Genomic DNA, 25,215 nt, shown 5'->3' with positions numbered 1-25,215 from the left:
AGCCCTTCGCCGTTCTCGCCTGTCCGCATTCCCCGCGCCTTCGCGCGAGCCCGTATACAAGGACGATCCCGTGGAAACACACGAAATCACCCAGCGTTTTCTGAGCCATTTCGAGAACAAGGGACATACCCGCGTCCCCAGCGCGCCCCTGATCCTGGACGACCCGAACCTGCTGTTCGTCAACGCGGGCATGGTCCAGTTCAAGCCGTACTTCCTCGGCGAGGCCCCGCCGCCGTACCCGCGCGCGACCAGCGTCCAGAAATGCGTCCGCACGCCGGACATCGACGAGGTCGGCAAGACCACCCGGCACAACACGTTCTTCCAGATGGCCGGGAACTTCTCCTTCGGCGACTACTTCAAGGAAGGCGCCATTGAGGCGGCCTGGGAGCTGATCACCAAGCCCCAGAGCGAAGGCGGCTACGGCCTCGACCCGAACCGCATCTGGGCGACCGTCTACGAGGACGACTCCGAGGCGGCGGGCCTGTGGAAGAAGCTCACCGGCCTGCCCGGCGAGCGGATCCAGTCCCGTGACGGCAAGGACAACTACTGGGACATGGGCGTGCCCGGCCCCGGTGGCCCGTGCTCGGAGATCTACTACGACCGCGGCCCCGACTACGGCCGCGAGGGCGGCCCGGTCGCCGACGAGGACCGCTACATCGAGATCTGGAACCTCGTCTTCATGCAGGACGTGCGGGGCGACAAGAGCCCGAAGCACGGCCACAAGCCGATCGGCGAGCTGCCGAAGAAGAACATCGACACCGGCATGGGCGTCGAGCGGGTCGCGACGATCCTGCAGGGCGTCGAGAACGTCTACGAGACCGACCTCGTCCGCCCGGTGATCGGCCGCGCCGAGGAGTTCTCCGGCCGGCGCTACGGCTCCGACCACACCGACGACGTCCGCTTCCGTGTCATCGCCGACCACGCCCGCACCGGTGTGCTGCTCATCGGCGACGGCGTCACCCCGGGCAACGACGGCCGCGGCTACGTGCTGCGCCGCCTGCTGCGCCGCATCATCCGCTCCGCGCGCCTGCTCGGCGTGCACGAGCCGGTGCTGCCCGCCTTCGCCGCGGTCGTCCGCGACACGATGGGCCCGACGTACCCCGAGCTGGTCTCCGGTTTCGACCGCATCGAGGACGTCGTGCGCGTCGAGGAGGAGGCCTTCCTCTCCACGCTCACCAGCGGTTCGCGCATCTTCGACCTCGCGGCCGAGGAGACCAAGCGGTCCGGCGGTTCGCTGCTGGCCGGGGACAAGGCGTTCCAGCTGCACGACACGTACGGCTTCCCGATCGACCTGACCTTGGAGATGGCGTCCGAGCAGGGCCTCACCGTCGACGAAGAGGGCTTCCGCACGCTCATGAACGAGCAGCGGCAGCGCGCGAAGGCGGACGCGGCCTCGCGCAAGACCGGCCACGGCGACCTGTCCGAGTACCGCAAGGTGCTGGAGCGGAACGGTGAGACCGAGTTCCTCGGCTACACCGACCTGCAGGCCGAGGCGAAGGTCGTCGCGCTGCTGGAAGACGGCGTTCCGGTGTCCAGCGTCGGCGCGGGCAAGAAGGCGGAGCTGGTCCTGGACCGCACGCCGTTCTACGCCGAAAGCGGTGGCCAGGTCGCCGACACCGGCGTGCTGCTCGGCGACGGCGTCGAGCTCAAGGTCCACGACGTGCAGAAGATCGTGCCGGGCCTGTTCGTGCACCGTGTCGAGGTGCTCGACGGCGAGGTCGGCATCGGCAGCTCGCTGACCGGTTCGGTCGACCAGCACCGCCGCCTGTCGATCGAGCGGTCGCACTCCGCGACGCACCTCGTCCACGCCGCCGTGCGCGGCGCGTACGGCAAACGCGCGGCACAGGCCGGTTCGCTGAACTCGCCGGGCCGGATGCGTTTCGACTTCACCACTTCCGGCGGGGTGTCGGCCGACGTGCTCACCGAGGTCGAGGAGGAGGTCAACGACTACCTCCAGACCAACGTCGAGGTGAACACCTTCGTCACCACGAAGGACAAGGCCCTCGAACTGGGCGCGGTCGCGCTGTTCGGCGAGAAGTACGGCAACGACGTCCGCGTCGTCGACATGGGCGAGTACTCCCGCGAACTCTGCGGTGGCACCCACGTCGACCGCATCGGCCAGCTCGGCCTGGTGAAGCTGGTGGGCGACTCGTCCATCGGTTCCGGCGTGCACCGCGTCGAGGCGCTCGTCGGCACGGACGCGCTCAAGTACGTCCGCAAGGAGCAGCTGCTCGTCTCGCAGCTCGCGAACACCTTCAAGGTGCCCTCGGAGCAGCTGCCGTCGCGGATCGACGACGTGCTCACCCGGCTCAAGAACGCGGAGAAGGAGATCGAGCAGCTGCGCACCCAGCAGGTGCTCGGCTCGGCGGGCTCGCTCGCGGACAAGGCCGAGGACATCGGCGGGATCGCGGTCGTCGCCCAGAAGCTCGGCGAAGGCGTCGACTCGAACGGTCTGCGCGCGCTCGCTTCGGACATCCGCGGCAGGCTCGGCGACCGGCCCGGCATCGTCGCGCTGTTCGCCCCGCAGGGCGAGAAGGTCGCCTTCGTCGTCGCCACCACGAAGGCGGCGCAGGCCAAGGGCGTCGCGGCGGGCAAGCTCGTCCCGTCGTTCGCCGAGGCGATCGGCGGCCGTGGCGGCGGCAAGCCGGACATGGCCCAGGGCGGGGGCACCAACCCGGCCGGGGCCGACCAGGCCATCGCCTCCCTGCGCGCGGCGGTCGCCCAAGTTGGCTGACGACGCCCCTCAGCGGCGCCCGGATCGGCCAGGGGAGTCCGATCCGGGGCGCGGCAGGCGGCTCGGGGTGGATGTCGGATCCGTCCGGGTCGGGATCGCGCTCAGCGATCCCGACCCCATCCTCGCGAGCCCGCTCGTTACCCTCACTCGCGACGCGGCGGGCGACAAGGACGTCGACCAGCTCGTCGAACTCGTCACGGAACACGACGTGGTCGAGGTCGTCGTCGGCTTGCCGAGGACGCTCAAGGACCGTCACGGCCCGGCGGCCGAAGCGGCGCTCGACTACGCCGGAAAGCTCGCCGCCAGGATCGCGCCGGTGCCGGTGCGACTGGCCGACGAGCGGTTGACCACGGTGACGGCATCCAGGATGCTGTCGCAGCGTGGGGTGAAGGGACGTAAGCAACGTGCCGTCGTCGATCAGGCGGCCGCGGTCGAGATCCTGCAGGCGTGGATCGACGCGGTAGCGGCACATCGCGCACGGAAGGGCGATACATGACCGAGCCCCACGGCCGGCCCGAGCGCCGTCAGGGCGGTAGACGACGGTTACGGGAGCCTGAGGAGGCCAGCCCGCCACCGGTCCCGCCGCGTCGGCGGCCCGAACCCCAGCCGACGGGACGACGGCACATCCGCGAGGAACCGCCGGAGCCACCCGTGCGGCGCCCGGCGGAAGAGCCGCCGCGTGCCCGCCGGTCGCCGGAAGAGCCGCCGCCGCGTGCCCGGCGTGCCGCCGAGGAACCGCCGCCGCGGGCGCCGCGTCCGGCCCCGGCCAGGCGGGCTCCGGAACAGGCGGTCCCGCCGCCACCCGCACCGCAGCGGCGGTCCCCCAGCCGGGTGACCGGGGTCTTGGCATGCCCGCCTACGCCCAGGACGAGACGCCTCGTCCCGGCCGCCGCAGGCGCCGCGAGGACGACGGCCCGCTCCCGGACGAGCGGCCGACCGACATCCTCCCCGCGATCCAGGAGGCGCCGATGGCACGGCGCCCCGGCGCGGCTCCTTCTTCGCCGCCGCAGGGCAGCGAAGAGGAATACAACGAGATCTTCGGCGACGACGCGTACGACGACTATGACGAGTACGACGACTACGAGGATTACGAGGACTACGACGACGAGGACCGTGCCGAGCCGGAGCGCATCGAGGACGAGCGCCCGGAACGTCAGGGCCCGCCGCCCAAGAAGCGCAGGAAGAAGCGCGCGCTGGGCTGGATCGCCGCGCTGACGGTGCTCGTCCTGCTCGCCGGTGGTGCCTATTACGGCTTCACCGAGATCTTCGGCTACGACGACTACGAGGGCACCGGCGAGGGCGACGTCCTCGTCCAGGTGGAGAAGGGCGACTCGACGTCGGCGATCGGCAACCGGCTGCAGGCGGCCGGGGTGGTCGCCAGCGGCAAGGCGTTCGTGAAGGCGGGCGAGGACAACGCCGCCGTCTCGCGGCTCCAGCAGGGCTACTACGTCATGAAGACGAAGATGTCCGGGGCCAGCGCGGTCGAGAAGATGCTCGCTCCCACGACGAAGGTCGGCCAGGTCGAGATCCGGCCGTACACCCAGTTCCACGACATCACCCAGCCCGACGGCAAGGTGACGCCCGGGGTGTACACGTTGCTGTCCAAGGCTTCCTGCGCCGATCTGAACGGCAAGAGCACCTGCATCCCGGTCGAGGAACTGCGGAAGACGATCGAGACCGCGGATCTGGCGAAGCTGGGCGTCCCGTCGTGGGCCGTCGAGGCCGCCACGAACGCCGAGCACAAGGACCGCCGTCTCGAAGGGCTGATCGCCGCGGGTATCTACAACGTCAAACCCGGCTGGACGGCCGAAGAACTGCTCACCTACGTCGTCAAGACGTCGGCGGATCGCATCCTCAACGCCGGGCTGAGCGAGCAGTCGAAGGGCGAGGGCAAGTCCCCGTACGAGACGCTCGTCATCGCGTCGATCATCGAACGCGAAGCGGTGAAGGCCGACTTCGGGAAGATCTCGCGGGTCATCTACAACCGGCTCGACAAGAAGATGCGGCTCGAGATGGACTCGACGGTCAACTACGTCCTCGACCGGCCGACCCTGCTCACCAAACCCGAAGAACGGGAAAAGGCGGGCGCCTACAACACCTACAAGATGATCGGCCTGACCCCGACGCCGATCGCGGTCCCGAGCGCGGAGGCGATCCAGGCCGCGTTGAAGCCGGCGGCGGGTGAGTGGCTGTTCTTCGTCAAATGCGAGAAGAACGGGCTTTCCTGCTTCGCGGTGACCTTCGGAGACCACCTGAAGAACCGAGATGACGCGGTGAGGCGAGGTGTCATCTGACCGCAGGGCCGCGATCCTCGGGAAGCCGGTCGAACACTCGCTCTCGCCCGTCCTGCACGGCGCCGCCTTCCGCGCGCTGGGGCTGGACGGCTGGACCTACGAGCGGGTCGAGATGGACGGTCCCGGGCTGCCCGCGTTCGTCGACGGTCTCGGTCCGGAGTGGACCGGCCTTTCGGTGACCATGCCGGGGAAACGGGCCGCGCTGGAGTACGCCGACGAGGTCACGCCGCGCGCGGCCGCCGTCGGCGCGGCGAACACGCTGGTGCGCCGCGAAACCGGCTGGCTCGCCGACTGCACCGACGTCGACGGGGTCACCGAGGCATTGCGGATCGCGGGGGAGTACTCGCCCGGGGCCGACGACGCCGCCGTCGTTCTCGGTGCGGGCGGGACGGCCGCCGCGGCCGTCGTCGGGCTGGCTTCGCTCGGCGTGCGGACGGTCCGGCTCGTCGTGCGGGATCCGGGACGGGCCACGGAAACGGTCGAGGCGGCTCGGCGGGCCGGGCTCGACGTCGAGGTCCTCCGCTGGGCCGACGCCGGTTTCGGGAAGCTCGCGGCCGATTCTGCGGTGCTCGTGAACACCGTGCCCCCGGACGCCGTCCGGCCGCATCTGGCGGAGCTGTCCACGATCGGTTGCGTCCTCGACGTCATCTACCACCCCTGGCCGACCGCGCTCGCCGAAGCCGTCGCTGAACGGGGCGGGCGGCTCGCGACCGGGCTGGACATGTTGCTGCATCAGGCCTTCGGGCAGTCCGAGTACTTCACCGGGCGGCCCGCGCCGCGGGCGGAGATGCGGGACGCGCTGCGCGAGGCCACCGGCGGGATTCTTTCTTTGCCGATCTCCTGACCGGGCCCGGGGCCAGGTCGCGCGGCTCGGCGGGTAGGAGCGGGGCAGACGATGTCCACAAAGGACGTCAGGCGCCAGGTGGGGTTCGATGTGTCTCGGTACGGCTTCCGACCCGCTTGACCAGGGCCGAAGGCTCCCTTCACCGCATTAGACGCGGTGAAGGGACCCTTCATCCCGCCATCGACCCACTCACCCTCGCGCGCAAAGCGCCCAAATCAGACTTTTGGTATGTCGGAAATGCCTGTGGAGGTGCCGGGCCACAGGCGGCGAGTCTCGAACACCGATAGGCGGCCGGTAACCCATCCCTCACAGCTGTCTTTCAGCGGAAAACCTGACAAGAGCGCCCGGATTCGATAATCTGGCCGACTGCCTCGAGAGGGGCGTCGCGGCGACCAGGTGACCGCGCGCCCTTGGCCGAACGGCCCGCGATCTCGGCGGCAGGGCGCTCTTGCTGGGGGACGGGACGTCTGATTCCTCCTTGCGCCCTGGCGACGTGATCACGTCGCGCGCAGATTCGCCGAGGAGTGCCGAGGAAGGAACACGGGTCGATGCCCAAACCCGATCAAGACGCCTACACCGAAGAAGACATCCAGGATATTTGGGTCGAACAGGCCCCGGTGCTGAATTCCACCGTCACCCTGGCCGAATACGACCCGGAGTGGCCGGGGCTGTTCGACCGGGAGGCCAAGCGCGTCAGGGAGATCCTGGGGGAGCGCGCGCTGGTCCTGGAGCACGTCGGCTCCACGTCGGTGCCGGGGCTCTGCGCGAAACCGATCATCGACATCATGCTGATCGTCGCGGATTCGGACGACGAGGACGCCTACGTGCCGCAGCTGGAGGCCGAGGGCTACAAACTCGTCATCCGCGAGCCGGAGTGGGAGAAGCACCGGTGCTTCAAAGGCCCGGACACGAACATCAACCTGCACGTCTACTCGCCGGACAACGGCCAGACCGAGCGCTACCGCCTCTTTCGCAACCGTCTCATCGCGCACGAGGACGAGCGGAAGCTCTACGAGGCGAAGAAGCGCGAGCTGGCGTCGCGCACCTGGAAGTACATCCAGCACTACGCCGACGCCAAGACGGAGGTGATCGACGAGATCATCGAGCGGGCGCGCGCGGCCCAGTACGACGGCTTCGCGCGGCTCTACGCGGCGCACGCCGAGACCAGCAGCACCAACGCCCACTACGACCGGCCGGCCATCGTCGAGCTGGCCGGGGACGTGGCGGGCAAACGGGTGCTGGACGTCGGCAGCGCGGCGGGACACCTCAGCGCCCTGCTCGCCGAGAAGGGCGCGGACGTCCTCGGCGTCGACGCCAGCGAGGGCATGGTCGCCGTCGCCAGGGAGAAGTTCGGGCATGTCGTCCGTTTCGAGACGGCGGACGTTTCGCGGCCGATGTCCTTTGTGGAGGACGCTTCGATCGACGTCGTCACGGCCTCGCTGGTGCTGCACTACCTGAAGGACTGGACGCCCGCGCTGGCGGAGTTCCGGCGGGTGCTCAAACCGGGCGGGCTCCTGGTGTTCTCGGTGCATCATCCGGGCGAGGACTGGCGGTGGTTCGGGAAGCGGAACTACTTCGAGCTCGAACTGCTGGAGGACGAGTTCCCGGCGGGGCAGAAGGTCCACTTCTACCGGCGGCCCTTGAGCTGGACGTTCGACGCGGTGCGGGAAGCCGGGTTCGCCGTCGACAGGCTGGTCGAGCCGATGCCGGACGAGTCGATCGCCGAAGCGGACCCGCGGTGGTACGCGAAGCTGCGGACCGAGCCGCGGTTCCTGTACTTCCGGACCGTGCGCGAATCCCGCGTTTAGTCCTCTGAATGCGGCTGGCTCGGGAGACCGGAGGCGTCGCGAAAGCCACTTTCGGGACATCTGAGGTCGCGAAAGTGGCTTTCGCGACGTGGGCGGCCCTGGGGCTCAGACGTCGTCTCGTTTCGAGAGGTCCCGGATCAGCGAAACGATCTCCCGGCTGACCGGCCGCAGCACCCGCAACCGCGAAAGCCCCACCAGCCGCGCGATCAGCGGCACCGTCCGTTCCACCAGGATCCGGCTGCGGTTCTGCCCGGCGGACCGGTCGTGGACCCAGAACAGCACGACCCCCATCTGGTACAGCCACAGCAGATCGGGCAGGTCGTCGCGCAGGTCCGGGTCGAGTTTGACGTCGGAGTCCGCGATGACGTCGCGCATCAGGCCGACGGAGGCGTCCCGCGCGGGCGAGGACTCCTCGCTGAACGGGCTCAGCGGCGAGTCCGGGTCGGCGGCGTTGACGAAGAGCTGCTTGCCGAAGCGGTGATACGGCTCGGCGACGTCGAGCCAGGTGAGCAGGACCGTTTTGAGCCGGGCGCTGAAGTCCCGCTCACCTTCGATCGTCTCGCGCGCCTTCGTCAGGTGCGCGTTGGCGATCTCGTCGTAGAAACCCTGGATCAGCTGGTCTTTCGAGGCGAAGTAGTAGTAGGCGTTCCCGACCGACACCCCCGCTTCGGCGGCGATGGCCCGCATGGTCGTGCGGTCGTAGCCGTTCTCGGCGAACAGCCGCAACGCGGTCGCCACGATCAGTGACCTGGTTTCCTCACTCTTCGCCACCACTGCACGTTATCCGGTCAGGGCGCGGGGTGTGGAGCGGGCGCCGGGTAGCCGGGGTAGGGCGGCGGCACCGGCGCGGGCCGCGCGGTGGCGTGGTTGAGGTGCTTGCGCCGGATCCCGTTGAACACCAGCACGTTCCCGACGTGCATCACGCCGAGCACGAGCGCCACGGTGCCGACCTTGACCGACAGCATCTCGAAGACGTCGCGGGCGTCGAGGACGGTGTCGTCACTGGTCAGGAACAGGGTCACGAAACCCAGGCTGACCAGGTAGAACCCGACGACGAGCAGTTGGTTGACCGAATGGGCGAGCGCTTGTTTGTCCTGGAAGACGTCTTCCAGGAACGTTTTGCCGTGCCTGCTCAGCGTGCGGGCGACCAGCACGGTCAACGGGACGGTGATGACCAGGTAGAGCGCGTAGGCCACGACTACGGGTTGCATGGGGACCTCCTTTTGAACGTGTTCAAGAAGAACCGTAGCCCAGATTTTGAACGCGTTCAAGAGATGCTGTTCACCTGAACCTCACCCCAGTGGCCACGACAGGTGCGTAAGGTCGCACCGACTCTGGGAGGTAAGACCGTGAAACGCATCGCCGCCGTGCTCACCTCGGGCGCCTTGCTGGCCGGCACAGTGCTGGCCGCCACACCGGCGGAAGCCGCCGTCGGGCAGAGCGTCCGCTTCGCGACGTTCAACGCTTCGCTCAACCGCGGGGCCGCCGGCCAGCTCGTGACCGACCTGTCGCAGCCGGGCAACGCCCAGGCGAACGAGGTCGCCGAGGTGATCCAGCGCAACCGGCCCGACGTGCTGCTGATCAACGAGTTCGACTACGTGCCCGGCAACCGCGCCGCGGACCTGTTCCGCGAGAACTACCTGAAGCACGGCCAGAACGGGGCCGCGCCGATCGACTACCCGTACGCCTTCACCGCGCCCTCGAACACCGGCGTCGCGACCGGCCTCGACCTCGACCGCGACGGCAAGGTCGGCGGCGGCAACGACGCGCACGGCTTCGGCCTCTTCGAGGGCCAGTACGGCATGCTCGTGCTCTCCAAGTACCCGATCGACACCGGCCGTGTGCGGACGTTCCAGAAATTCCTCTGGAAGGACATGCCGGGTGCGCTGCTGCCGGACGACCCGGCCACCCCGGCGCCGAACGACTGGTACTCGCCGCAGGCGCTCGACGTGCTGCGCCTGTCGTCGAAGTCCCATTGGGACGTGCCGATCCGGGTCGGCCGCTCGACCGTGCACTTCCTGGCCTCGCATCCGACGCCGCCCACCTTCGACGGCCCCGAGGACCGCAACGGCACCCGCAACCACGACGAGATCCGCTTCTGGGCGGACTACGTGACCCCGGGCAAGGGCCGCTACATCCACGACGACCGCGGCCGCCGCGGCGGGCTGGGCGCGCACGAGAAGTTCGTCATCGCCGGCGACCAGAACTCCGACCCGCTCGACGGCGACAGCGTCCCCGGCGCCATCTCGCGGCTGCTGAACGCCCCGCGCGTCATCGAGACCCGGCCGGGCAGCGAAGGCGGCGTGCGGGCCGCTCAGGACCAGGCGGGCGCCAACATCGGCCAGAAGGGCGACCCGTACTTCGACACCGGCGACTTCAACGACAAGGCGCCGGGGAACCTGCGGATCGACTACGTCCTGCCGTCGAAGGGCCTGTTCCCCTGGCGGGCCGAGGTCTTCTGGCCGCTGCCCGATTCGCCGCTGTCCAGGCTCAACGACGCCTCGGACCACCACCTGGTGCGCGTCGACGTGTTCGTCCCGCGCTGGTAGGTCTCGCAGCCGGTCCGGCGATTTCGTGTGATCGGACGGCACCGAGCCTTCAGCCCACCGCCGGCGTCTCAGCGGGCGCCGAGCAGCGCCGCGCCCGGGCCGGTCAGAGTGGCCAGCCCGGTGCTCCGGCCGCTCACGGACAGCAGCAGATCGACGAGCGGGCCCCGTACTTCCTCGGGGCCCGTTCCGCCGGTCCAGGCGGCGTCGGTGGCGATCAGCCGGAGGTCCTTGCAGCGTTTCTTGGCGCCCCAGAAGGGGCTGACGAGCAGATGCTCCAGTGCCGCGATGGCGGGCTCTTCCGGCATCGGCCGCGCGATCCCGAGCGGGCGGGCGACGTCCTGGCCGTGGATGAGCACGTCGGCGAGCGGGTCGATCGGTTTGGCCCCGGGCGAGCGGCGCGGTGAGGCGGCGTCCTCGCGGATCTGGGCGACGAGTTCGGCGGGGGAGAACCGGGTGCCGTAGGCGATGGCCTGGCCGGTGTTCATCCGGTCCCAGTTCCCTCTGGCCTTCACGATGCCGGCGAGGGTGTCCGTGAGCCGGTTCCTGGTGGTCTGCGCCAGATGCGCGGCCATCGCGTGGACCGTCCACTCCGGACACAGCGTGCGCGCCGACCAGTCCTTGTCGCCGAGCCCCTCCAGCAGCTCGGCGAAGCTCAACCGCTCCGCCTCGGTCCAGGCCAGGATCTCGCCCTCGTGCATCCCACTCCTCCGGTCACCGTTGCCCGAGCGCCTCGACCGCCTCTTCGGAGGTCTCCATGACGATCGTGTGGTAGCTCTCGATCCGCGAGACGATCGCCTCGCGGGGGCCCGTCCGCCAGGCCTCACTGCCATAGAACTCGCGTTCCTGCCGTTCGTGTTCTTCGAGAGAGCCGAATGCGCGGATCAGGTAGGCCTCTTCGTGTCCGTCCTCGGCGACCAGCGAACGTCCGAAGCCGACGACCCGCAGCCCCGCGCGCTCCAGCAGGGGAACGGACTCTTCGGTCATCACGCGGAGGAACTCTTCGCTCGTGCCCGGTTTCAACCGGTAGGTGCGGACTTCCAGGATCACGGTGGCCTCCCCAGGCATGGCTTCGGCGCCGACTCTAGCCTGGGGGACATGAAGATCGCGATTCTCGACGACTACCAGGAAGTGGCGCTCGGTTTCGGGGACTGGGACTCCCTCGGCGCCGAGATCGAGGTGTTCACGAAGCCGTTCGCGGATCCCGCCGACGTGGTGGGCCGCCTGCGTGACTTCGAGGTGGTGGTGGCGATGCGCGAACGCACCCGCTTCCCCGCCGAAGTCCTCGACCGGCTGCCCGCGCTCAAGCTGCTGGTGAGCACCGGCCACCGCAACGCCGCGATCGACGTGGCCGCCGCCCGGCGCAACGGCGTGGTCGTCTCGTCCACCGGGTACATCGCGGCCCCCGCGGCCGAGCACACCTGGGCGCTGATCCTCGCCGCCGCGCGGAACGTGCCGGTGGAGTCGCGGAACATGCGTGAGGGCGGCTGGCAGACCACCGTCGGCACGATCCTGTCCGGCAAGACGCTCGGGCTGCTCGGGCTCGGCAGGCTCGGCGCCGGCGCGGCCAGGATCGGCCAGGCGTTCGGCATGGAGACCATCGCGTGGAGCCAGAACCTGACCCAGGAGAAGGCCGACCCGCACGGCGTGACCGCGGTGTCGAAGGACGAACTGTTCGCCCGCGCGGACGTCCTGTCGGTCCATCTGGTGCTCAGCGGCCGCAGCCGCGGGCTCGTCGGCGCGCCCGAACTCGCCGCGATGAAGCCGACGGCGATGCTGGTCAACACCTCACGAGGCCCGATCGTGGACGAAGCCGCGCTCGTGGACGCCTTGCGCCGCAAGGAGATCGCGGTCGCCGCGCTGGACGTGTACGACGTCGAGCCGCTGCCCTCGGAGCATCCGCTGCGGACGCTGGACAACGTCGTGCTCACGCCGCATATCGGCTACGTCACCCGGGAGGCCTACGAGATCTTCTACCGCGACGCGGTCGAGGACATCGCGGCCTTCCAGGCGGGTTCGCCGATCCGCGTCATGGAGTAGCGCCGCACCCGGTGCGTGACGAGCTGCACGATCCACCACACGGCCGTGCCCGCCGCCAGGCTCAGCGCCAGCACGACCGGCGCCGGAAGGTACGGCAGCAGGGCGGGGAAGACCGTCCAGTGGGTCAGGTAGACGTAGAGCGACGCGCTCGCGAGCAGCCCGAGGGGGCCGACCGCCACGCCCGGCACCGGCACGCGGATCTGGAGCAGCACCAGCACCAGCCCGCCCAGCACCACGGCCTCCCACAGCGGGTCGCCGACCATCCCCGGGACGAGCAGGAAACCGAACGCCAGCACGACGGCCCGCTGCGTGCCCGTGCGCGCCTTGTGGGCGAGCCAGCCGAGCGCGAAGAACCAGACCGTGCCGAGCGTCGTCCAGTGCAGCTCGGGGAACGACGGAGCCTCCCCGAGGCTCACCCGGAGCAGGAGCCCGGCGCCGAGCGCGACCAGCGCCGTGGCGAACCCGTGCTCCCGCTCGGCACGGCGTACCGCCGGGATCGCGAACACCAGTGACAGCGCCAGGAAGGCGTGCACGAGCACTTCGACGAACCAGTACCCGTATGCGCCGGTGAGCGTGAAGTTGTTGATCAGCAGCACGTTCGTCCACGACACGTCGTCGGTGACGGCGAGCCGGTAGCCGAGCCAGGCGATCGCGGGTACGGCGATCGGCAGCGCGGCGCGGGCGATCCGCGTCGCCGGGCCGGGCAGCACGAACCGGGCGAAGTTCCAGCCCGCCACGATCAGCAGCAGATGCGCGCCGCCGTGGACGGTGAACAACTCCATGTGCGTGCCCACGATGAAGACGATCGCCAGCGCGCGAAGGAGGACGTTGGTCTCCAGCGTCGCCCACCGCGAGGGTGTCGCGCGCAGGTGCTCGAGGTCCGAGACCGGTGTGGACGGCCAGTCGTCGGGAAGCCGTCCGAGCACCCGTTCCAGCGCGATCGACATCCTGACGTAGGAAAGGGAATCGCCGCCCAGCCCGACGAAGGTCGCGTCACCGGGGATGTCGCGGCGGCCGAAGACGGCGGCGAACGCCTGGCGTACGGATCCAGGCTCCGCGTTCGCCGGTTCCCCGGCCGCGGCGATGGCCCGGTAGTCGGGTTTTCCGTTGGGCAGCAACGGGAATTCAGGCATGCGATGGACGAAGACGCTCGACGGCGGCAGGCCGAACCGGGCGCGGACGAGGGCGGCCGCCCGCTCGGCGGACCGGTGGACGGCGATCACCACCCGGGTGTCGTCACCCGCGGCCACGGCCTCGATCCCGGCCTCGGCGAGGAGGCGTTCCACCCGGTCGAGGTCGACGCGCAGCCCGAACGGCTTGACGAAGCGGCTCTTGCGGCCGGTCACCTCGTACAGCCCGGCCGGGTTCCGCCGTCCGAGGTCGCCGGTCGGGAGTTCGTGGACGGTCCGGCCCAAGGCCAGGTCCGCGGGGGTGTGCGCGTAGCCGAGCATCACGTTCGGGCCGCGATAGATCAGCTCCCCGTCGTCGGCGAGGTCGAACTCGCCGCCCGGGACGGGCAGGCCGATCGCGGTGGGATGCGCGCCCGCCAGCTCCGGCGGCAGATACGCCATCCGGGCGGTGGCCTCGGTCTGGCCGTACATCACGAAGAACCGCCAGCCGCGCCGCCGTCCGAGCTCGGCGTACTCGGCCACCTTCGCGGGATCGAGCCGGCCGCCCGCCTGCGTGACATAGCGGAGATCGGGCAGTTCGAGCCGATCGAACCCGGCCCGGTCGAGCAGGGCGAAGGTATGCGGGACACCGTGCAGGCTCGTCGCGCGCCGCTCCTTCACCAGCGTCCAGAACGCGGGATCGAGGACGGACCGCTCGGTCAGCAGCAGGCACGCGCCGCGCAGGAGGTTGCTGTTCACCACGGAAAGCCCATAGCAGTAGGACAACGGCAGCGCGGCGACGGCGCGGTCGCCGGCCCGGATGTCGAGGTACTCGGCGATGGCGGCGGCGTTGGCCCGCAGGCTTTCGGCCGAAAGGCGCACCAGTTTGGGTGAACCGGTGGACCCCGAGGTGGAAAGCAGCAACGCCAGCTCGGGATGTAGTTCGTGGGCGGTGCCCGGCCGCCGTTCGGTCAGGCCGCCGTCGATGACGACGTCGGGGTCGTAGCTCTCGGTCAGCGTGTCCGCCTGGCCGCGGGGGACCAGCAGCACGGGATGCCCGCCGCGGAGCGCCGCGAGGTAGGCGACCAGGGTGTCGACGTCGTTGGCGGCGGCCAGCAACACCAACCGGCGGACCGGCCCGAGCCGATCGGCCACAGTGGACACTCGCCGGTCCAGTTCCCGATAGCTCAGCGCCGAGCCGTCCGGGGCGATCAGCGCGGTCCGGTCGCCATGGATCGCCAGGTCGCCGAGGAAGCCGAGACCGGCCGCCTTGGTCATGCCGGTTCCCCGGCGAAGAACAAGGCGGGGCCCGACACGCGCACGCGGACCTCGTCACCAGGGGAGAACGCGAGCGGTCCTTGGACACGCTGGCGTACCCGCTCGCCTCCGGCGAGCCGAAGCGACACGGTGGCGTCGTGCCCGTGGAACCGGACATCGTCCACTGTGGCCGGTACGCCCTCGGCGTCGGCGTGCAGTTGTTCGGGGCGCAGCAGGACGGTTCCGCCGCCGGCGCCCTGGACGGGGAGCCTGCCCAGCGGCGTGTCCACCGTCCCGTTTTCCGCGTGCCCGGGGAAAGTGACCGCCTCGCCGACGAAGAGCGCGACACCGAGATCGGCGGGCCGGGCGTAGATCTCTTGTGGTGTCCCGAGTTGCGCGACGACGCCGTCACGCAGCACCGCGACCAGATCGGCCATGCCGAGCGCCTCCTCCTGGTCGTGCGTCACGAGCAACGCCGTCGCGCCGAACGCGCGCAGCGCCGCGCGGACGTCCACCCGGAGTTCGTCGCGCAGGCTCGCGTCGAGCGAGGAGAACGGCTCGTCCATCAGCACGACACCCGGCCGCGGCGCGAGCGCGCGGGCGAGCGCGACCCGGCGTTGCTGCCCGCCGGACAGTTCGCCGGGTTTTCGCGCGTCGTAACCGGAAAGCCCGACCAGATCGAGGAGTTCGCCGATCCGGCCGTCGCGCCGTCCGGCGCGGGACAAGCCGAAACCCACGTTGCCCGCGACGCTCAGATGCGGGAACAGGGCGCCCTCCTGCGGCACGATCCCGATGCCGCGTCGTTCCGGCGGCACGTGCGCGGATCCGCCGGCGAGCAGCCTGCCACCGAGGCGGATCTCGCCGTCGCGGACCGGGTGGAACCCGGCGAGCACCCGGAGCAGGGTCGTCTTCCCGCAGCCGGACGGCCCGAGCACCGCCACGAGCCCGCCCTCGGGCACCCGCAGATCCAGCCCGCGCAGCACCGGTTCCGGTCCGTACCCGGCGATCAGGCCCTTCACGTCCAAGCCGCTCATCGCGTCACTCCTCGCAGGAACCGGTCGAGGACGACGGCCGGGACGGCCGCCACCACCAGCAGGACCGCCGCGTAGGGCGCGGCCGCGGCGTAGGCGCCGATCTCGGTCTTCGTCCACAGCTCGGTGGCCAGCGTGTCCACCCCGGTCGGCCGGAGCAGCAAGGTCGCGGGCAGTTCCTTGGCGCAGGTGAGGAAGACGAGCGCCGCGCCCGCCGAGATGCCCGGAGCCGCCAGCGGCACGGTGACCAGCAGCCGGGTGGCCGAACGGCCCTTCCCGAGCGACCGCGAGACGTCTTCGAGTACCGGTTGCGCGTGCGCCACGGCGGTCCGCACCGCGCTCACCGCCAGCGGGAGGAAGAGCACCGCGTAGGCGAAGGCCAACATCGACGTCGTCTGGTAGAGCTCCGGCAGCACGCGGATCCCGAAGAACACCAGCGCGAGCCCGACCGTGATACCCGGCAGCGCGTGCCCGGCGAAGCTCGCCACTTCCATCCCGCGGACGAGCGGCCCCCGGTGCCGTGCCGCGAGGATCCCGACCGGCAGGGCGAACACGACGGTGAGGAGCGCGCCGTAGGCCGCCACCGCCACGGTGTTCCCGGCCGTCGAGAGCAGATCGCCGCCCGCGGCCGAACTGCCCGCGACCAGCCATCGGACGAGGCTGGCCACCGGCACGCCGAGGGCGAGCAGGAGCACCACCGCCGTCCCGGCCACAGCCGGGATCTTCGCCCCGCCGAGGGGAACGCGGACGGGCTCGCGGTCACCCCGGCCGCCGGTCGCGCCCCGGGCGCGCCGTTCGCCGACGGTCAGCAGGATCGCGAGGACGACCAGGACGCAGCCGAGGATGGCGGCGGGCGTCCGGTCGAAGGTGCCGCGATAGCTGGTGTAGATACCGAGGGTGAACGCCTCGAACCGCATCAGCGACACCGCGCCGAAGTCGCTCAGCACGTACAGCGCGACCAGCAGCCCGCCCGCGGTGGCCGCGGGCCGGATCTGCCGCAGCGTCACCGAGAAGAACGTTCGCGCGCTCGTGCGGCCCAGCGATCGCGCGACCTCTTCGACCGCCGGATCCGCGGTGCGCAGCGCCGCCGCGACGGGAAGCAGGACATACGGGTACGACACCAGCGTCAGCACCAGGAACGCGCCCCAGAACCCGGTCAGGCCCGGAGCCAGCGCCAGCCAGGTGAACCCGGCGACGTAGGACGGCACGGCCAGCGGCAGTACCAGGAGGATCCCGGCGAACCGGCGTCCCGGCAGGTCGCTGCGCACGACGAGCCACGCGGAGAGCACACCGAGGACCAGGCAGGCCGCGGTGACCGCCACCGCCAGCGCGACACTGCGCGCGGCGAGGTCGAAGGTGCGCGACCGCCACAGGACGCGCCACACCTCGCCCACCCCGCGGTCGAACGAGCGGACCGCGAGGTAGCCGAGCGGCGTCACCGCCGCGGCCGCGACCAGGACACCGAGCGTCGTCAGTGCCGGGGCGGCGCGGAAGACGCCTTTCAGGACAGGCCCGTTTCCTGAAGCAGCGCGACGGTCTGCTGAAGCGACGACAGCTTGGAGAGATCGATGTCGGGACCGTGCAGCTCGGTGAGCGGAGGCAACTGGTGCTTCGACCCCTTCACCGCCGGGACGACCGGGTACTCCGCGGTGACGTCGGCGAAGTGCCGTTGCGCCTCCTCGGACAGCAGGAACCGGACGGCCTTCAGCGCGGCGTCCTTCCGGTCGGTCCCCTCGACGACCCCCGCGCCGGCGACGTTGACCAGGCCGAGCGGGTCGCCGCCGGGCACGTGGTGCAGTTTCGCCCGCACCGCGCCCGCGCCCATCTCGGCGACCTTGGCGTGCCAGTAGTAGTGGTTGATCAACCCGGCGGGGAGCTGGCCGTCGTTGACGGCGTTGAGGATCGCGACGTTGTTGTCGAACCGCTTCGGTTCGTTCGCGGCGAACCTGCGCAGCCAGTCGCGGGCGAAGTCCTCGCCCTTGAGGACCCGGACCGAGGTCACGAACGCCTGCCAGGAGCCGTTGGTCGGGGCGAACCCCAGCCTGCCCTTCCACTTCGGGTCGACGATGTCGTCGAGGCCCTTCGGCAGGTCGGCTTCGGCGACCGCGCGTGGGTCGTAGGCGACGACCCGTACCCGCGCCGAGGTGGCGACCCAGCGGCCGTCGTCGGCGCGATACCCGGCGGGCACCAGGTCCAGCACGTCGGCGGGGAGGGGCGAGAGCCTGCCCTGGCCCGCGACCGCGCCGAGCGCGCCGGCGTCCTGGGCGAAGAAGACGTCCGCCTGGGTCCGCTCACCCTCTTCCAGCAGTTGCGCGGCCATCTCCCCGCTGCCGCCGTAGCGCACTTCGACGGGGGTCCCGGTGGCCTGCTTCAGCCGGTCGAGGAGCCCGCCGACGAGCTCCTTGTTGCGTCCGGAGTAGATCACCAGCGCGTCGGATTCCTCCGCGCTGTCGCAAGCGGCGACGGAAGTCGTCAGCAGCGCCGCGATGCACAGGACGACGGCTACTCGGCCCACAGCCACGGGGTCCTCCTTCGGTCAGCCCCCACGGTTGTGCCGCGGCTAAGGTAAAGCTCACCTAATGGGCTGACAAGGCATCGTGGCCATTGCGTGATGCAACCTCGGTCACGTCACTCATTCGAGGGATGACCGGGTTCGGGGTGGGTTATTGACCCAGCTCCGCGAGCACGGCGTCGGTGTAGGGCGGCCACACCTCGGCCGCCCACGGGCCGAAGGCGCGGTCGGTGAGCGCGACACAGGCGGCGCCGGCGTCGGGATCGACCCAGAGGAAGGTGCCGGACTGCCCGAAGTGGCCGAAGGTCCGCGGGGAGCTCGACGATCCGGTCCAATGTGGACTCTTGTGGTCACGGATCTCGAAGCCCAGGCCCCAGTCGTTCGGCTTCTGGTGGCCGAAGCCGGGCAGGACACCGGAAAGCCCGGGGAAGACCACGGAAGTCGCCTCGCGCACCGTTTCGGCGGCGATGAGCTTCGGGGCCTGCAGTTCGGCGGCGAACGCGACCAGATCGTCCACAGTGGACTCCGCGCCCGAAGCGGGGGAGCCGGTCAGCTTGGTCGACTTCATGCCCAGCGGCTGGAAGAGCGCCTCTGCCTGATAGTCGGCGAAGGGGATGCCGGAATGCTCGGTGAGCGCGTCGGCGAGCTGTTCGAAGCCGGCGTTCGAGTACAGGCGCCGGTTGCCGGGAGCGGCCATCGGCTTGTGCTCGTTGAAGGCCAGGCCCGAGGTGTGCGCGAGCAGATGCCGGATCGTGGAGCCCTCCGGCCCGGCGGGGGTATCGAGTTCGACGACGCCCTCTTCGATGGCGATCAGCGCGGCGTAGGCCGTGAGCGGTTTGGTCACCGACGCCAGCCGGTACACCTTCGTCGTGTCGCCGTGCGTGCCCAGCACGTCACCGGCGGCGGTCACCACGGCCGTGGCGGCGTTGTCCACCGGCCACTGTTCGATCCTGCGCACGCTGTCCATGTCCACACCCTACGAAGCCCGGGCCGGTCGGGGCGGCCCGGGCTTCGCGGAGATCGATGGCGGAGCTGGAGATGTACCTGTCAGGCGACCGTACGCGTGAACCCGCCCCGGCCGAAGGCCTCGCTATCGCGGTGGCAGGGCGCCTCGTCCACAGCCGTGACGTGGACGATCAGGTGGCGCCCTGCCGACGTCGATCGCGGTCGCGGGTTCACCACGGACGGCCAAGATCGGGATCAGGCGTCGAGGTCGGTCGCCACCAGCTCGGCGATGGCGTCGACGGCCGCCTCGGCCCCCTCACCCTCGGCACTGATGATGACCTCGTCGCCGAAACCGGCGGCGAGCGTCATCAGGTTCAGCACGCTGCCGGCCGCGACCGGGTCACCGCCCGCCTTGGCGATGTGCACCGCGACGGGCTGCGCCGCGGCCGCCTTGGCGACCGTCGCCGCGGGCCTGGCGTGCAGGCCCACCTTGCTGGCCACGGTGACGCGTTTCTCCGGCATGTTCTTTCCCTTTCGTGCCTTCGGTACTGCTGAGCTGAAACTACTTGGCGGGTTTGGCCGCGGTGGCTTCGAGGTCGGCCTCGATCGAGTCGTCCTCGCGGCCCGGGGTACGCAGGTTCCACTTCTTGATCACGAAGCGGAAGATCACGTAATAGATGACCCCGTAGGCCAGGCCGATCGGGATGAGGAGCCACGCCTTGCTGGCCGCCGGGTGTGAGCTGTTGAGCGCGAAGTCGATCGCCCCGGCGGAGAAGGAGAAGCCGAGGTGGATGTCGAGCGCGTTCACCAGCGCCAGCGAGGTTCCGGTCAGGACCGCGTGGATCAGGTACAGGGGCCACGCGACGAACATGAACGAGAACTCGATCGGCTCGGTGACACCGGTCAGGAACGAGGTCAGCGCACCGGCGATCATCACACCGCCGACGATCTTCTTCTGGCTGGGCTTCGCGGTCTGCCAGATCGCCAGCGCCGCGGCGGGGATGGCGAACATGAAGATCGGGAAGAACCCGGTCATGAAGGTGCCGCGGGTCGGGTCACCCTTGAAGAACTCGGTCAGGTCGCCACCGTCGAAGATGAACCACACCGGCACGTTCAGCAGCTGGTGCAGACCGACCGGGATCAGCAACCGGTTGAGCACACCGTAGATACCGCCACCGACCACCGGTGAGCCGGTGACCGCTTCGCCCGCCGCCTGGATGCCGTCGTTGACCCAGTGGAAGACCAGGCCCAGCGGCACCGCGAGGATCATCAGCGTCAGGGCGGTGATGATCGGCACGAACCGGCGGCCGCCGAAGAAGGCCAGGTACGGCGGCAGCTTGATGCGATAGAACTTCTGCCACAGCAGCGCGGTGACCAGACCGACGATCACGCCGGCCAGCACACTGTAGGGCCATTTGAGCGGGTTGAGCATCAGGCCCGCGGGCTTTTCGGGGTTCCAGCCCGGCAGCTCGGCGAACGGCGCGAACACCCGGAGGACACTGGTGAACACGAAGAAGCCGACCACGGCGGCGAGGCCGGTGGCACCGTCGCTCTTACGGGCGAAGCCGACGGCGATACCCACCGCGAACAGGAGCGGCAACCAGTTGAACAGGGAGTCGCCGGCGGAACCGAGGACCGCGGCGACCTTGTCCCAGCCGAGCCCGTCTTTGCCGAGCAGGTCGTCTTGGCCCAGCCTGGACAGGAGGCCTGCGGCGGGAAGAGCGGCGATGGGGAGCATGAGGCTGCGGCCGAAGCGCTGAAGCCCGGCCAGTCCCTTGCCCTTGCCCTTCGCCCCCTCCGCGGTGGTGGAGCTCATCGGGTACCTCCGTAGTGAGGATGATGACCGGAATCCGGGGTGTTCCGGTCCAGCTGCATGGTGACCTGGTAGTGATCGCCCCGGTACCAGGAAGTCATGTCTTCGATCGGTTCCCCGTTGACGCTGGAGACCCGGCGGAAGACGAGAAGCGGACTGCCCGCGCGCATGCCGAGCAGGCGTGCCGTTTCGCGGTCCGCGGATTCGGCCCAGACCGTCTGCCACGCGTGGTCCGGGCGCAGGTCGTACGACTGGGCGAGTTGGACGTACAACGATCGGGTGAGATCGAGGTCGAGCAGACCGGGCATCCGGCCGGCGTGATACCAGCCGCGTTCGACCGCCAGCGGCACCCCGTCGGCACGGCGGAGCCGCACCAGGTGGTGCGCCGGTGTCCCGGCGGTCAGGCCGAGCGCGTGCGCCGAGGGGGCGGGCGGGACCTCGGTGGCCGTTTTGACGACCTCCGTGGTCGGCGTCATCCCGCGACGGCGCATGTCCTCGGTGAAGGACATCAGGTAGAGCTGCAGTTCCATCCGCCTCGCGGCGGTGAACGTCCCCTTGCCGCGCACCCGCGACAAGAGCCCTTCTTCGACCAGCTTGCCGATGGCCGAGCGGACCGTGAGCCTCGACACCTGGTAGGTCTCGGCGAGGTCACGTTCCGAGGGGATCGGCGAGCCGGGGGGTAGCTCACGCTCCACCGTGCGGCGCAGAATCTCCCGCAGCTGGGCGTGCTTGGGCGTCGGTCCGTTGATCACACGGTCGGACGGCGGCACCTGCGCCGAAGCGCTCATGAAGGTCACCGTCCTTTCGGGCCGGTCGTGTTGGGCAACCCGTACTCGCATCTGGTCCGGAAGATTGGTACGTTCCGGTCTAGACCAATGATCCGATGGGGCAGGATGCTCCGTCGCACGAGCGGGTGTCAACCACCGTTACGCGTTCGTGGCCAGGGATCGGGTGCGAGTCGGCGAACGGCGTAGTACAGCTGGTTCGCATGTGGGAAACCGACAGGGAACAGGGAGACCGCGATGGCGGATGACAGGGCGGAAAAGATCCTCGCGGGCCTCGGCGGTGCCGAGAACGTCATCGAGGTCGAGGGGTGTATCACCCGGCTCCGCTGTGAGCTCGAAGACATGAGCCTGCTCGACGAAGCGGCGCTGAAGGCCGCCGGTGCGATGGGCGTGGTCCGCATGGGGGCCGGTGTTCAGGTCATCGTGGGCCCCGAGGCCGACAACATCGCCAGCGACATCGAGGATCTGCTGTGAGTCTCGAAATCCTCAGCCCGGTGGGCGGCAAGACGACCGCTATGACCGAAGTGCCCGATCCGGTCTTCGCGCAGGCGATGGTCGGCCCCGGCATCGCGGTCCTGCCGTCGGGCGGGCGCCAGGACGCGGTCGCCCCGGTGGACGGGACGGTCGTGACCCTGCACCCGCACGCGTTCGTGGTGGCCACCGAGGACGGCCGCGGCGTGCTGGTCCACCTGGGGATCGACACGGTGAAGCAGAAGGGCGAGGGGTTCACCCTCCACGTCGTCAAGGGTGAGGCCGTCCGTGCCGGGCAGCCGGTGGTCGGCTGGGACCCCGACGCGGTCAAGGCCGCGGGCTACTCGCCGATCGTGCCCGTGGTGGCGCTCGACGCGAAGGCGGAGGTCCTTTCCGGACTGCTCACCGGCGGAGACGTCGAGGCGGGCGACGCGATTTTCACCTGGGACAGCTGAAAGCTCGCGAGAAGGGTCCCTTTAGGACGGTATTCACGTCCTAAAGGGACCCTTCTCGCGTTTCAGGCCGTGACGACCTGGCCGTTGGTGACCTTGACCGCGATCGAGGGCAGCGGCTGGTCCGCGGGCCCCTTTTTGACCGCGCCGGTCACGGCGTCGAAGATCGAGTTGTGACAGGGACATTTGAGTTCCGCGCCCTCGGGGACGACCGCGCACCCCTGATGGGTGCAGATCGCGCTGAACGCGGCGGCCGTGCCTTCGGCGGTCCTGGTGACGATGACGTCCTTGCCGTCGGCGGTCTTGGCGGCCTTCGCCTGGCCGACCTGGATGTCGGAGAGCGCGGTCAGGGTCTCGCCCGGCGCCGCGGCGGGCGGTGCGGCGGTCGAACCGGACGGCGGGTTGCCGTCGCTTCCGCAGGCGGTGAGGGCCATGGTCCCGGCGGCGGCACCGGCGACGGCGGCGCCCGTGGTCAGGACCTTGCGGCGGGAGTGGAGTTCGGCAGTCATGCCCATACACACGGTCCGAGCGGCCATCCGGTTCAATTTCGCCGTCCATCGGGTGCCGGATTGAACCGAGAGGCCCTCTTTTCCGTGTTCAAAGGCATAGGGGAACCGAACACGCGGAAAGAGATACGGACATGATCCGGTGGTTGTTGCGGGCGGTGGTGGCGGCGGGCCTCCTCGGCTCGGCGTGGGTGCATTACGTCGTATGGCAGGACTGGGCCTCGGAAACGGATGTGGTGGGTCCGCTCTTCCTGGTGAACGTCGTGGCGGGCGTGGTCATCGCGATCGCCGTCCTGGCGTGGCACCACTGGCTTCCCGCGCTCGCGGCGATCGGCTTCGGCCTGGCCACGCTGGGGGCGTACGTGCTCTCGCTGACCACGGGATTCTTCGGCGTCTCGGAGCGCTTCACCACCCAGGCCGAGCTGTGGGGCCTGATCACCGAAGTGGCCTGCGTGGTCTTCGCGCTCCCGCTGCTCCTGAACCGGGAAAGCACGGATCGGTGAAGGAATTCGCGGAGGACCGGCTGATGCGGGCTCTGCACGACGAGCACGCGGCGGCACTCTGGTCCTACGCGCTGCACCTCACCAGCGGAGACCGGGTCCGCGCGGAGGACGTGGTCCAGGAGACGCTGCTGCGGGCCTGGCGCAACGCCAAGGTGCTCGACCAGTCCGAGGGATCGGCGCGGGGCTGGCTGTTCACCGTGGCGAGACGGATCGCCATCGACGACTGGCGCGCCTCCGAGGCGCATCCGGAGGTGGTGACCGGGCAACCGCCCGAAACGGCGGTCACGGACGGCACCGAACGGGCGGTTCAGGGCTGGCTGGTCGCCGAAGCGCTCGGCGAGCTCTCGCCGAGGCACCGGGACGTCCTCGTCCTGTGCTATTTCCAGGGTTACTCCGTCGCCGACGCCGCGAAGCGGCTGGGTGTGGCCGAAGGGACGATCAAGTCGCGGACGCACTACGCGCTGCGGGCGCTGCGGCTGATATTGGAGGAAAGAGGGGTGACTCAATGACCGACCCCTTCGCCACCTACGACGCGGCCTACGTGCTCGGTGCGTTGTCCCCGGAAGACCGGTCCGCCTACGAAAAGCACCTTCGCGTCTGCGACCGGTGTGCGGCGTCCGTGCGCGACCTGGCCGGGATCCCCGGGCTGCTCGCCCAGGCCGGCGCTCCCGCCCTGCTGGAAGACGAACCGGCGCCCTCGCCGGACCTGCTGCCGACCGTGCTCAAACGGGTCCGCCGGGGAAGGCGGATCCAACGGGCGATCACCACCACCGCGGCCGGGCTGGCCGTGGCCGCCGGCGTCGCGCTCGTGGTGGTCCTGACCGGGCCGATGGCGGCGGCGGGCGACCCGATGACCCCGCTCGGCGACTACCCGGTGACCGCCGAAGTCGCCATGTCCGCCACGGACACCGGCACGAAGGTCGACATGACCTGCAGCTACGGCGGCACCCGCACCGGGGACTACATCCTGGTCGCCGTCGGCGCCGACGGCGGCACCAGCGAGCTCGCGTCCTGGCGCGCGATGCCCAAGGACACCGCGCATATCGTGGTCGGCACCGCGATGCGCGCCGGGGACATCAAGGCGCTGGAGATCCGCACGCCCTCGGGTCTCCCGCTGCTGCGGATGAACCCCTGATCCCGGTGTCATGACAGGTCTTCGGAGCCGGGGACGGGGTGGATTGGGTCCAGTTGGTCGTGAGTGGCGTTTCGGGTTCTGGTGAACCTGTATTTGCTTACCCACTCGGCTTGACGCCGTCATGCTGCCGTCGCGGAGCCGATATCGGCGAGTGGGGAGGATTCCCCGCTCGGCATGACCTTGATCAACGGAGGATTCGGGACATTCAACGTCCCCGATCTTCCGTTGATCAAGCTCCTAGGCCCGAGGGCCCCCTCGACGATGTAGGAATCGGGACGCTCAACGTCCCGATTCCTACATCGTCGGCACCTGGCACGACCATCACCCCCGAGACTCGTACGACTCTCGACATTCGCCCTGCTCAGGAGTGGGTGAACAAATACAGATCCGCCCTAACCCGAAACGCCACTCACGACCAACCCGGCCGCCC

At 69.8% G+C, this 25,215-nt stretch carries 24 protein-coding genes and 1 pseudogene; 12 read left to right on the top strand and 13 right to left on the bottom strand.

Annotated features, from left to right (window positions below; genetic code table 11):
* Positions 1-70 precede the first annotated feature (70 nt).
* The 5 genes from alaS to MJQ72_RS03235 all read left to right on the top strand — a co-directional run bounded on the left by alaS (position 71) and on the right by MJQ72_RS03235 (position 7,680).
* The gene (gene alaS / locus MJQ72_RS03255; RefSeq protein WP_240597509.1) at positions 71-2,734 is read left to right on the top strand and encodes an alanine--tRNA ligase; all 2,664 of its coding nucleotides are present in this window, start codon (positions 71-73) and stop codon (positions 2,732-2,734) included.
* On the top strand, positions 2,727-3,230 hold the full coding sequence (ruvX, locus tag MJQ72_RS03250; RefSeq protein WP_043848020.1) for a Holliday junction resolvase RuvX: 504 nt from the start codon (positions 2,727-2,729) through the stop codon (positions 3,228-3,230). The genes alaS and ruvX overlap by 8 nt, the downstream gene beginning before the upstream one ends.
* Positions 3,231-3,582: 352 nt before the next feature.
* Positions 3,583-5,028 carry an endolytic transglycosylase MltG gene (gene mltG, locus MJQ72_RS03245; RefSeq protein WP_240597507.1) on the top strand — a complete coding sequence of 482 codons (1,446 nt, stop codon included), beginning with the start codon at positions 3,583-3,585 and terminating at the stop codon, positions 5,026-5,028.
* Entirely contained in the window at positions 5,018-5,872 is an 855-nt protein-coding gene (locus MJQ72_RS03240) for a shikimate dehydrogenase (protein ID WP_396426923.1), read from the top strand. The genes mltG and MJQ72_RS03240 overlap by 11 nt, the downstream gene beginning before the upstream one ends.
* Before the next feature lie 548 nt (positions 5,873-6,420).
* Positions 6,421-7,680: a GrpB family protein gene (locus MJQ72_RS03235; RefSeq protein WP_240597505.1), complete on the top strand. Its 1,260-nt coding sequence runs from the start codon at positions 6,421-6,423 to the stop codon at positions 7,678-7,680.
* Positions 7,681-7,785: 105 nt separating this feature from the next.
* On the opposite strand, the gene MJQ72_RS03230 is transcribed toward MJQ72_RS03235, so the two are convergent.
* Entirely contained in the window at positions 7,786-8,451 is a 666-nt protein-coding gene (locus MJQ72_RS03230; RefSeq protein ID WP_240597503.1) for a TetR/AcrR family transcriptional regulator, read from the bottom strand.
* 17 nt (positions 8,452-8,468) lie between these two features.
* Positions 8,469-8,891 carry a hypothetical protein gene (locus MJQ72_RS03225; RefSeq protein WP_240597501.1) on the bottom strand — a complete coding sequence of 141 codons (423 nt, stop codon included), beginning with the start codon at positions 8,889-8,891 and terminating at the stop codon, positions 8,469-8,471.
* Between the two features lie 138 nt (positions 8,892-9,029).
* Here MJQ72_RS03225 and MJQ72_RS03220 point away from each other — a divergent pair, with 138 nt between their 5' ends.
* Positions 9,030-10,229, top strand: a complete 1,200-nt coding sequence (locus MJQ72_RS03220) for an endonuclease/exonuclease/phosphatase family protein (protein WP_240597499.1) — start codon at positions 9,030-9,032, stop codon at positions 10,227-10,229.
* 68 nt (positions 10,230-10,297) lie between these two features.
* On the opposite strand, the gene MJQ72_RS03215 is transcribed toward MJQ72_RS03220, so the two are convergent.
* Together MJQ72_RS03215 and MJQ72_RS03210 are read right to left on the bottom strand one after the other, a co-directional pair.
* A complete protein-coding gene (locus tag MJQ72_RS03215; RefSeq protein WP_240597498.1) occupies positions 10,298-10,927 on the bottom strand; it encodes a maleylpyruvate isomerase family mycothiol-dependent enzyme in 630 nt (209 codons plus the stop codon).
* 13 nt (positions 10,928-10,940) lie between these two features.
* Entirely contained in the window at positions 10,941-11,276 is a 336-nt protein-coding gene (locus MJQ72_RS03210; protein ID WP_240597496.1) for an NIPSNAP family protein, read from the bottom strand.
* Between the two features lie 48 nt (positions 11,277-11,324).
* On the opposite strand from MJQ72_RS03210, the gene MJQ72_RS03205 reads away from it, so the two are divergent.
* Complete coding sequence (locus MJQ72_RS03205; protein WP_240597495.1) at positions 11,325-12,266, top strand: D-2-hydroxyacid dehydrogenase family protein; 942 nt, start codon at positions 11,325-11,327, stop codon at positions 12,264-12,266.
* Here the strand turns inward: MJQ72_RS03205 and MJQ72_RS03200 are convergent.
* The 8 genes from MJQ72_RS03200 to MJQ72_RS03165 all read right to left on the bottom strand — a co-directional run bounded on the left by MJQ72_RS03200 (position 12,200) and on the right by MJQ72_RS03165 (position 21,721).
* A complete protein-coding gene (locus MJQ72_RS03200; protein ID WP_240597493.1) occupies positions 12,200-14,653 on the bottom strand; it encodes an AMP-binding protein in 2,454 nt (817 codons plus the stop codon). The genes MJQ72_RS03205 and MJQ72_RS03200 overlap by 67 nt on opposite strands.
* Positions 14,650-15,666, bottom strand: coding sequence for an ABC transporter ATP-binding protein (locus MJQ72_RS03195; RefSeq protein WP_240597491.1), 1,017 nt, complete (start codon positions 15,664-15,666; stop codon positions 14,650-14,652). Before MJQ72_RS03195 ends, MJQ72_RS03200 begins: the two co-directional genes overlap by 4 nt.
* Positions 15,663-17,102 (bottom strand): iron ABC transporter permease, encoded by a 1,440-nt coding sequence (locus MJQ72_RS03190; RefSeq protein ID WP_240597489.1) that lies wholly within the window; start codon positions 17,100-17,102, stop codon positions 15,663-15,665. The genes MJQ72_RS03195 and MJQ72_RS03190 overlap by 4 nt, the downstream gene beginning before the upstream one ends.
* 62 nt (positions 17,103-17,164) lie before the next feature.
* Complete coding sequence (locus MJQ72_RS03185) at positions 17,165-18,184, bottom strand: iron ABC transporter substrate-binding protein (protein WP_240597482.1); 1,020 nt, start codon at positions 18,182-18,184, stop codon at positions 17,165-17,167.
* A gap of 142 nt (positions 18,185-18,326) precedes the next feature.
* Positions 18,327-19,142: a serine hydrolase gene (locus MJQ72_RS03180; protein ID WP_240597475.1), complete on the bottom strand. Its 816-nt coding sequence runs from the start codon at positions 19,140-19,142 to the stop codon at positions 18,327-18,329.
* 233 nt (positions 19,143-19,375) lie between these two features.
* A complete protein-coding gene (locus tag MJQ72_RS03175) occupies positions 19,376-19,642 on the bottom strand; it encodes an HPr family phosphocarrier protein (protein WP_034318300.1) in 267 nt (88 codons plus the stop codon).
* Between the two features lie 40 nt (positions 19,643-19,682).
* Positions 19,683-20,936 (bottom strand): PTS transporter subunit EIIC, encoded by a 1,254-nt coding sequence (locus MJQ72_RS03170; RefSeq protein ID WP_240597473.1) that lies wholly within the window; start codon positions 20,934-20,936, stop codon positions 19,683-19,685.
* Positions 20,933-21,721 (bottom strand): GntR family transcriptional regulator, encoded by a 789-nt coding sequence (locus tag MJQ72_RS03165; RefSeq protein ID WP_240597471.1) that lies wholly within the window; start codon positions 21,719-21,721, stop codon positions 20,933-20,935. The genes MJQ72_RS03170 and MJQ72_RS03165 overlap by 4 nt, the downstream gene beginning before the upstream one ends.
* A gap of 225 nt (positions 21,722-21,946) precedes the next feature.
* On the opposite strand from MJQ72_RS03165, the pseudogene MJQ72_RS03160 reads away from it, so the two are divergent.
* Positions 21,947-22,192 (top strand): annotated as a pseudogene (locus tag MJQ72_RS03160) (glucose PTS transporter subunit EIIB); the annotation flags it as partial.
* Positions 22,189-22,644, top strand: coding sequence for a PTS glucose transporter subunit IIA (locus MJQ72_RS03155; protein ID WP_219153092.1), 456 nt, complete (start codon positions 22,189-22,191; stop codon positions 22,642-22,644). The pseudogene MJQ72_RS03160 and the gene MJQ72_RS03155, both read left to right, overlap by 4 nt.
* A 62-nt stretch (positions 22,645-22,706) precedes the next feature.
* Here MJQ72_RS03155 and MJQ72_RS03150 read toward each other — a convergent pair whose 3' ends face one another.
* Positions 22,707-23,150 (bottom strand): ubiquinol-cytochrome c reductase iron-sulfur subunit, encoded by a 444-nt coding sequence (locus tag MJQ72_RS03150; protein WP_240597464.1) that lies wholly within the window; start codon positions 23,148-23,150, stop codon positions 22,707-22,709.
* A gap of 131 nt (positions 23,151-23,281) precedes the next feature.
* Here MJQ72_RS03150 and MJQ72_RS03145 point away from each other — a divergent pair, with 131 nt between their 5' ends.
* From MJQ72_RS03145 to MJQ72_RS03135, 3 genes are read left to right on the top strand one after another with little or no spacing between them, the layout of a single operon-like run.
* The gene (locus tag MJQ72_RS03145) at positions 23,282-23,650 is read left to right on the top strand and encodes a hypothetical protein (protein WP_240597462.1); all 369 of its coding nucleotides are present in this window, start codon (positions 23,282-23,284) and stop codon (positions 23,648-23,650) included.
* The gene (locus MJQ72_RS03140) at positions 23,647-24,159 is read left to right on the top strand and encodes a sigma-70 family RNA polymerase sigma factor (protein ID WP_125675061.1); all 513 of its coding nucleotides are present in this window, start codon (positions 23,647-23,649) and stop codon (positions 24,157-24,159) included. The genes MJQ72_RS03145 and MJQ72_RS03140 overlap by 4 nt, the downstream gene beginning before the upstream one ends.
* A complete protein-coding gene (locus tag MJQ72_RS03135) occupies positions 24,156-24,785 on the top strand; it encodes an anti-sigma factor (protein ID WP_240597460.1) in 630 nt (209 codons plus the stop codon). Before MJQ72_RS03140 ends, MJQ72_RS03135 begins: the two co-directional genes overlap by 4 nt.
* Positions 24,786-25,215 lie beyond the last annotated feature (430 nt).

This window comes from Amycolatopsis sp. EV170708-02-1, from assembly GCF_022479115.1.
GTDB lineage: Bacteria > Actinomycetota > Actinomycetes > Mycobacteriales > Pseudonocardiaceae > Amycolatopsis.
The sequence above is the reverse complement of the archived record's forward strand: the minus strand, read 5'-3'. Positions and strand labels throughout refer to the sequence as shown.

Bases quoted from the DNA above. Each gene is read 5' to 3' on its own strand.
- mltG (WP_240597507.1), top strand. From the start codon at position 3,583: ATGCCCGCCTACGCCCAGGACGAGACGCCTCGTCCCGGCCGCCGCAGG.
- MJQ72_RS03235 (WP_240597505.1), top strand. From the start codon at position 6,421: ATGCCCAAACCCGATCAAGACGCCTACACCGAAGAAGACATCCAGGAT.
- MJQ72_RS03225 (WP_240597501.1), bottom strand. From the start codon at position 8,891: ATGCAACCCGTAGTCGTGGCCTACGCGCTCTACCTGGTCATCACCGTC.
- MJQ72_RS03215 (WP_240597498.1), bottom strand. From the start codon at position 10,927: ATGCACGAGGGCGAGATCCTGGCCTGGACCGAGGCGGAGCGGTTGAGC.
- MJQ72_RS03205 (WP_240597495.1), top strand. From the start codon at position 11,325: ATGAAGATCGCGATTCTCGACGACTACCAGGAAGTGGCGCTCGGTTTC.
- MJQ72_RS03200 (WP_240597493.1), bottom strand. From the start codon at position 14,653: ATGACCAAGGCGGCCGGTCTCGGCTTCCTCGGCGACCTGGCGATCCAT.
- MJQ72_RS03195 (WP_240597491.1), bottom strand. From the start codon at position 15,666: ATGAGCGGCTTGGACGTGAAGGGCCTGATCGCCGGGTACGGACCGGAA.
- MJQ72_RS03180 (WP_240597475.1), bottom strand. From the start codon at position 19,142: ATGGACAGCGTGCGCAGGATCGAACAGTGGCCGGTGGACAACGCCGCC.
- MJQ72_RS03175 (WP_034318300.1), bottom strand. From the start codon at position 19,642: ATGCCGGAGAAACGCGTCACCGTGGCCAGCAAGGTGGGCCTGCACGCC.
- MJQ72_RS03170 (WP_240597473.1), bottom strand. From the start codon at position 20,936: ATGAGCTCCACCACCGCGGAGGGGGCGAAGGGCAAGGGCAAGGGACTG.
- MJQ72_RS03165 (WP_240597471.1), bottom strand. From the start codon at position 21,721: ATGAGCGCTTCGGCGCAGGTGCCGCCGTCCGACCGTGTGATCAACGGA.
- MJQ72_RS03150 (WP_240597464.1), bottom strand. From the start codon at position 23,150: ATGACTGCCGAACTCCACTCCCGCCGCAAGGTCCTGACCACGGGCGCC.
- MJQ72_RS03145 (WP_240597462.1), top strand. From the start codon at position 23,282: ATGATCCGGTGGTTGTTGCGGGCGGTGGTGGCGGCGGGCCTCCTCGGC.
- MJQ72_RS03135 (WP_240597460.1), top strand. From the start codon at position 24,156: ATGACCGACCCCTTCGCCACCTACGACGCGGCCTACGTGCTCGGTGCG.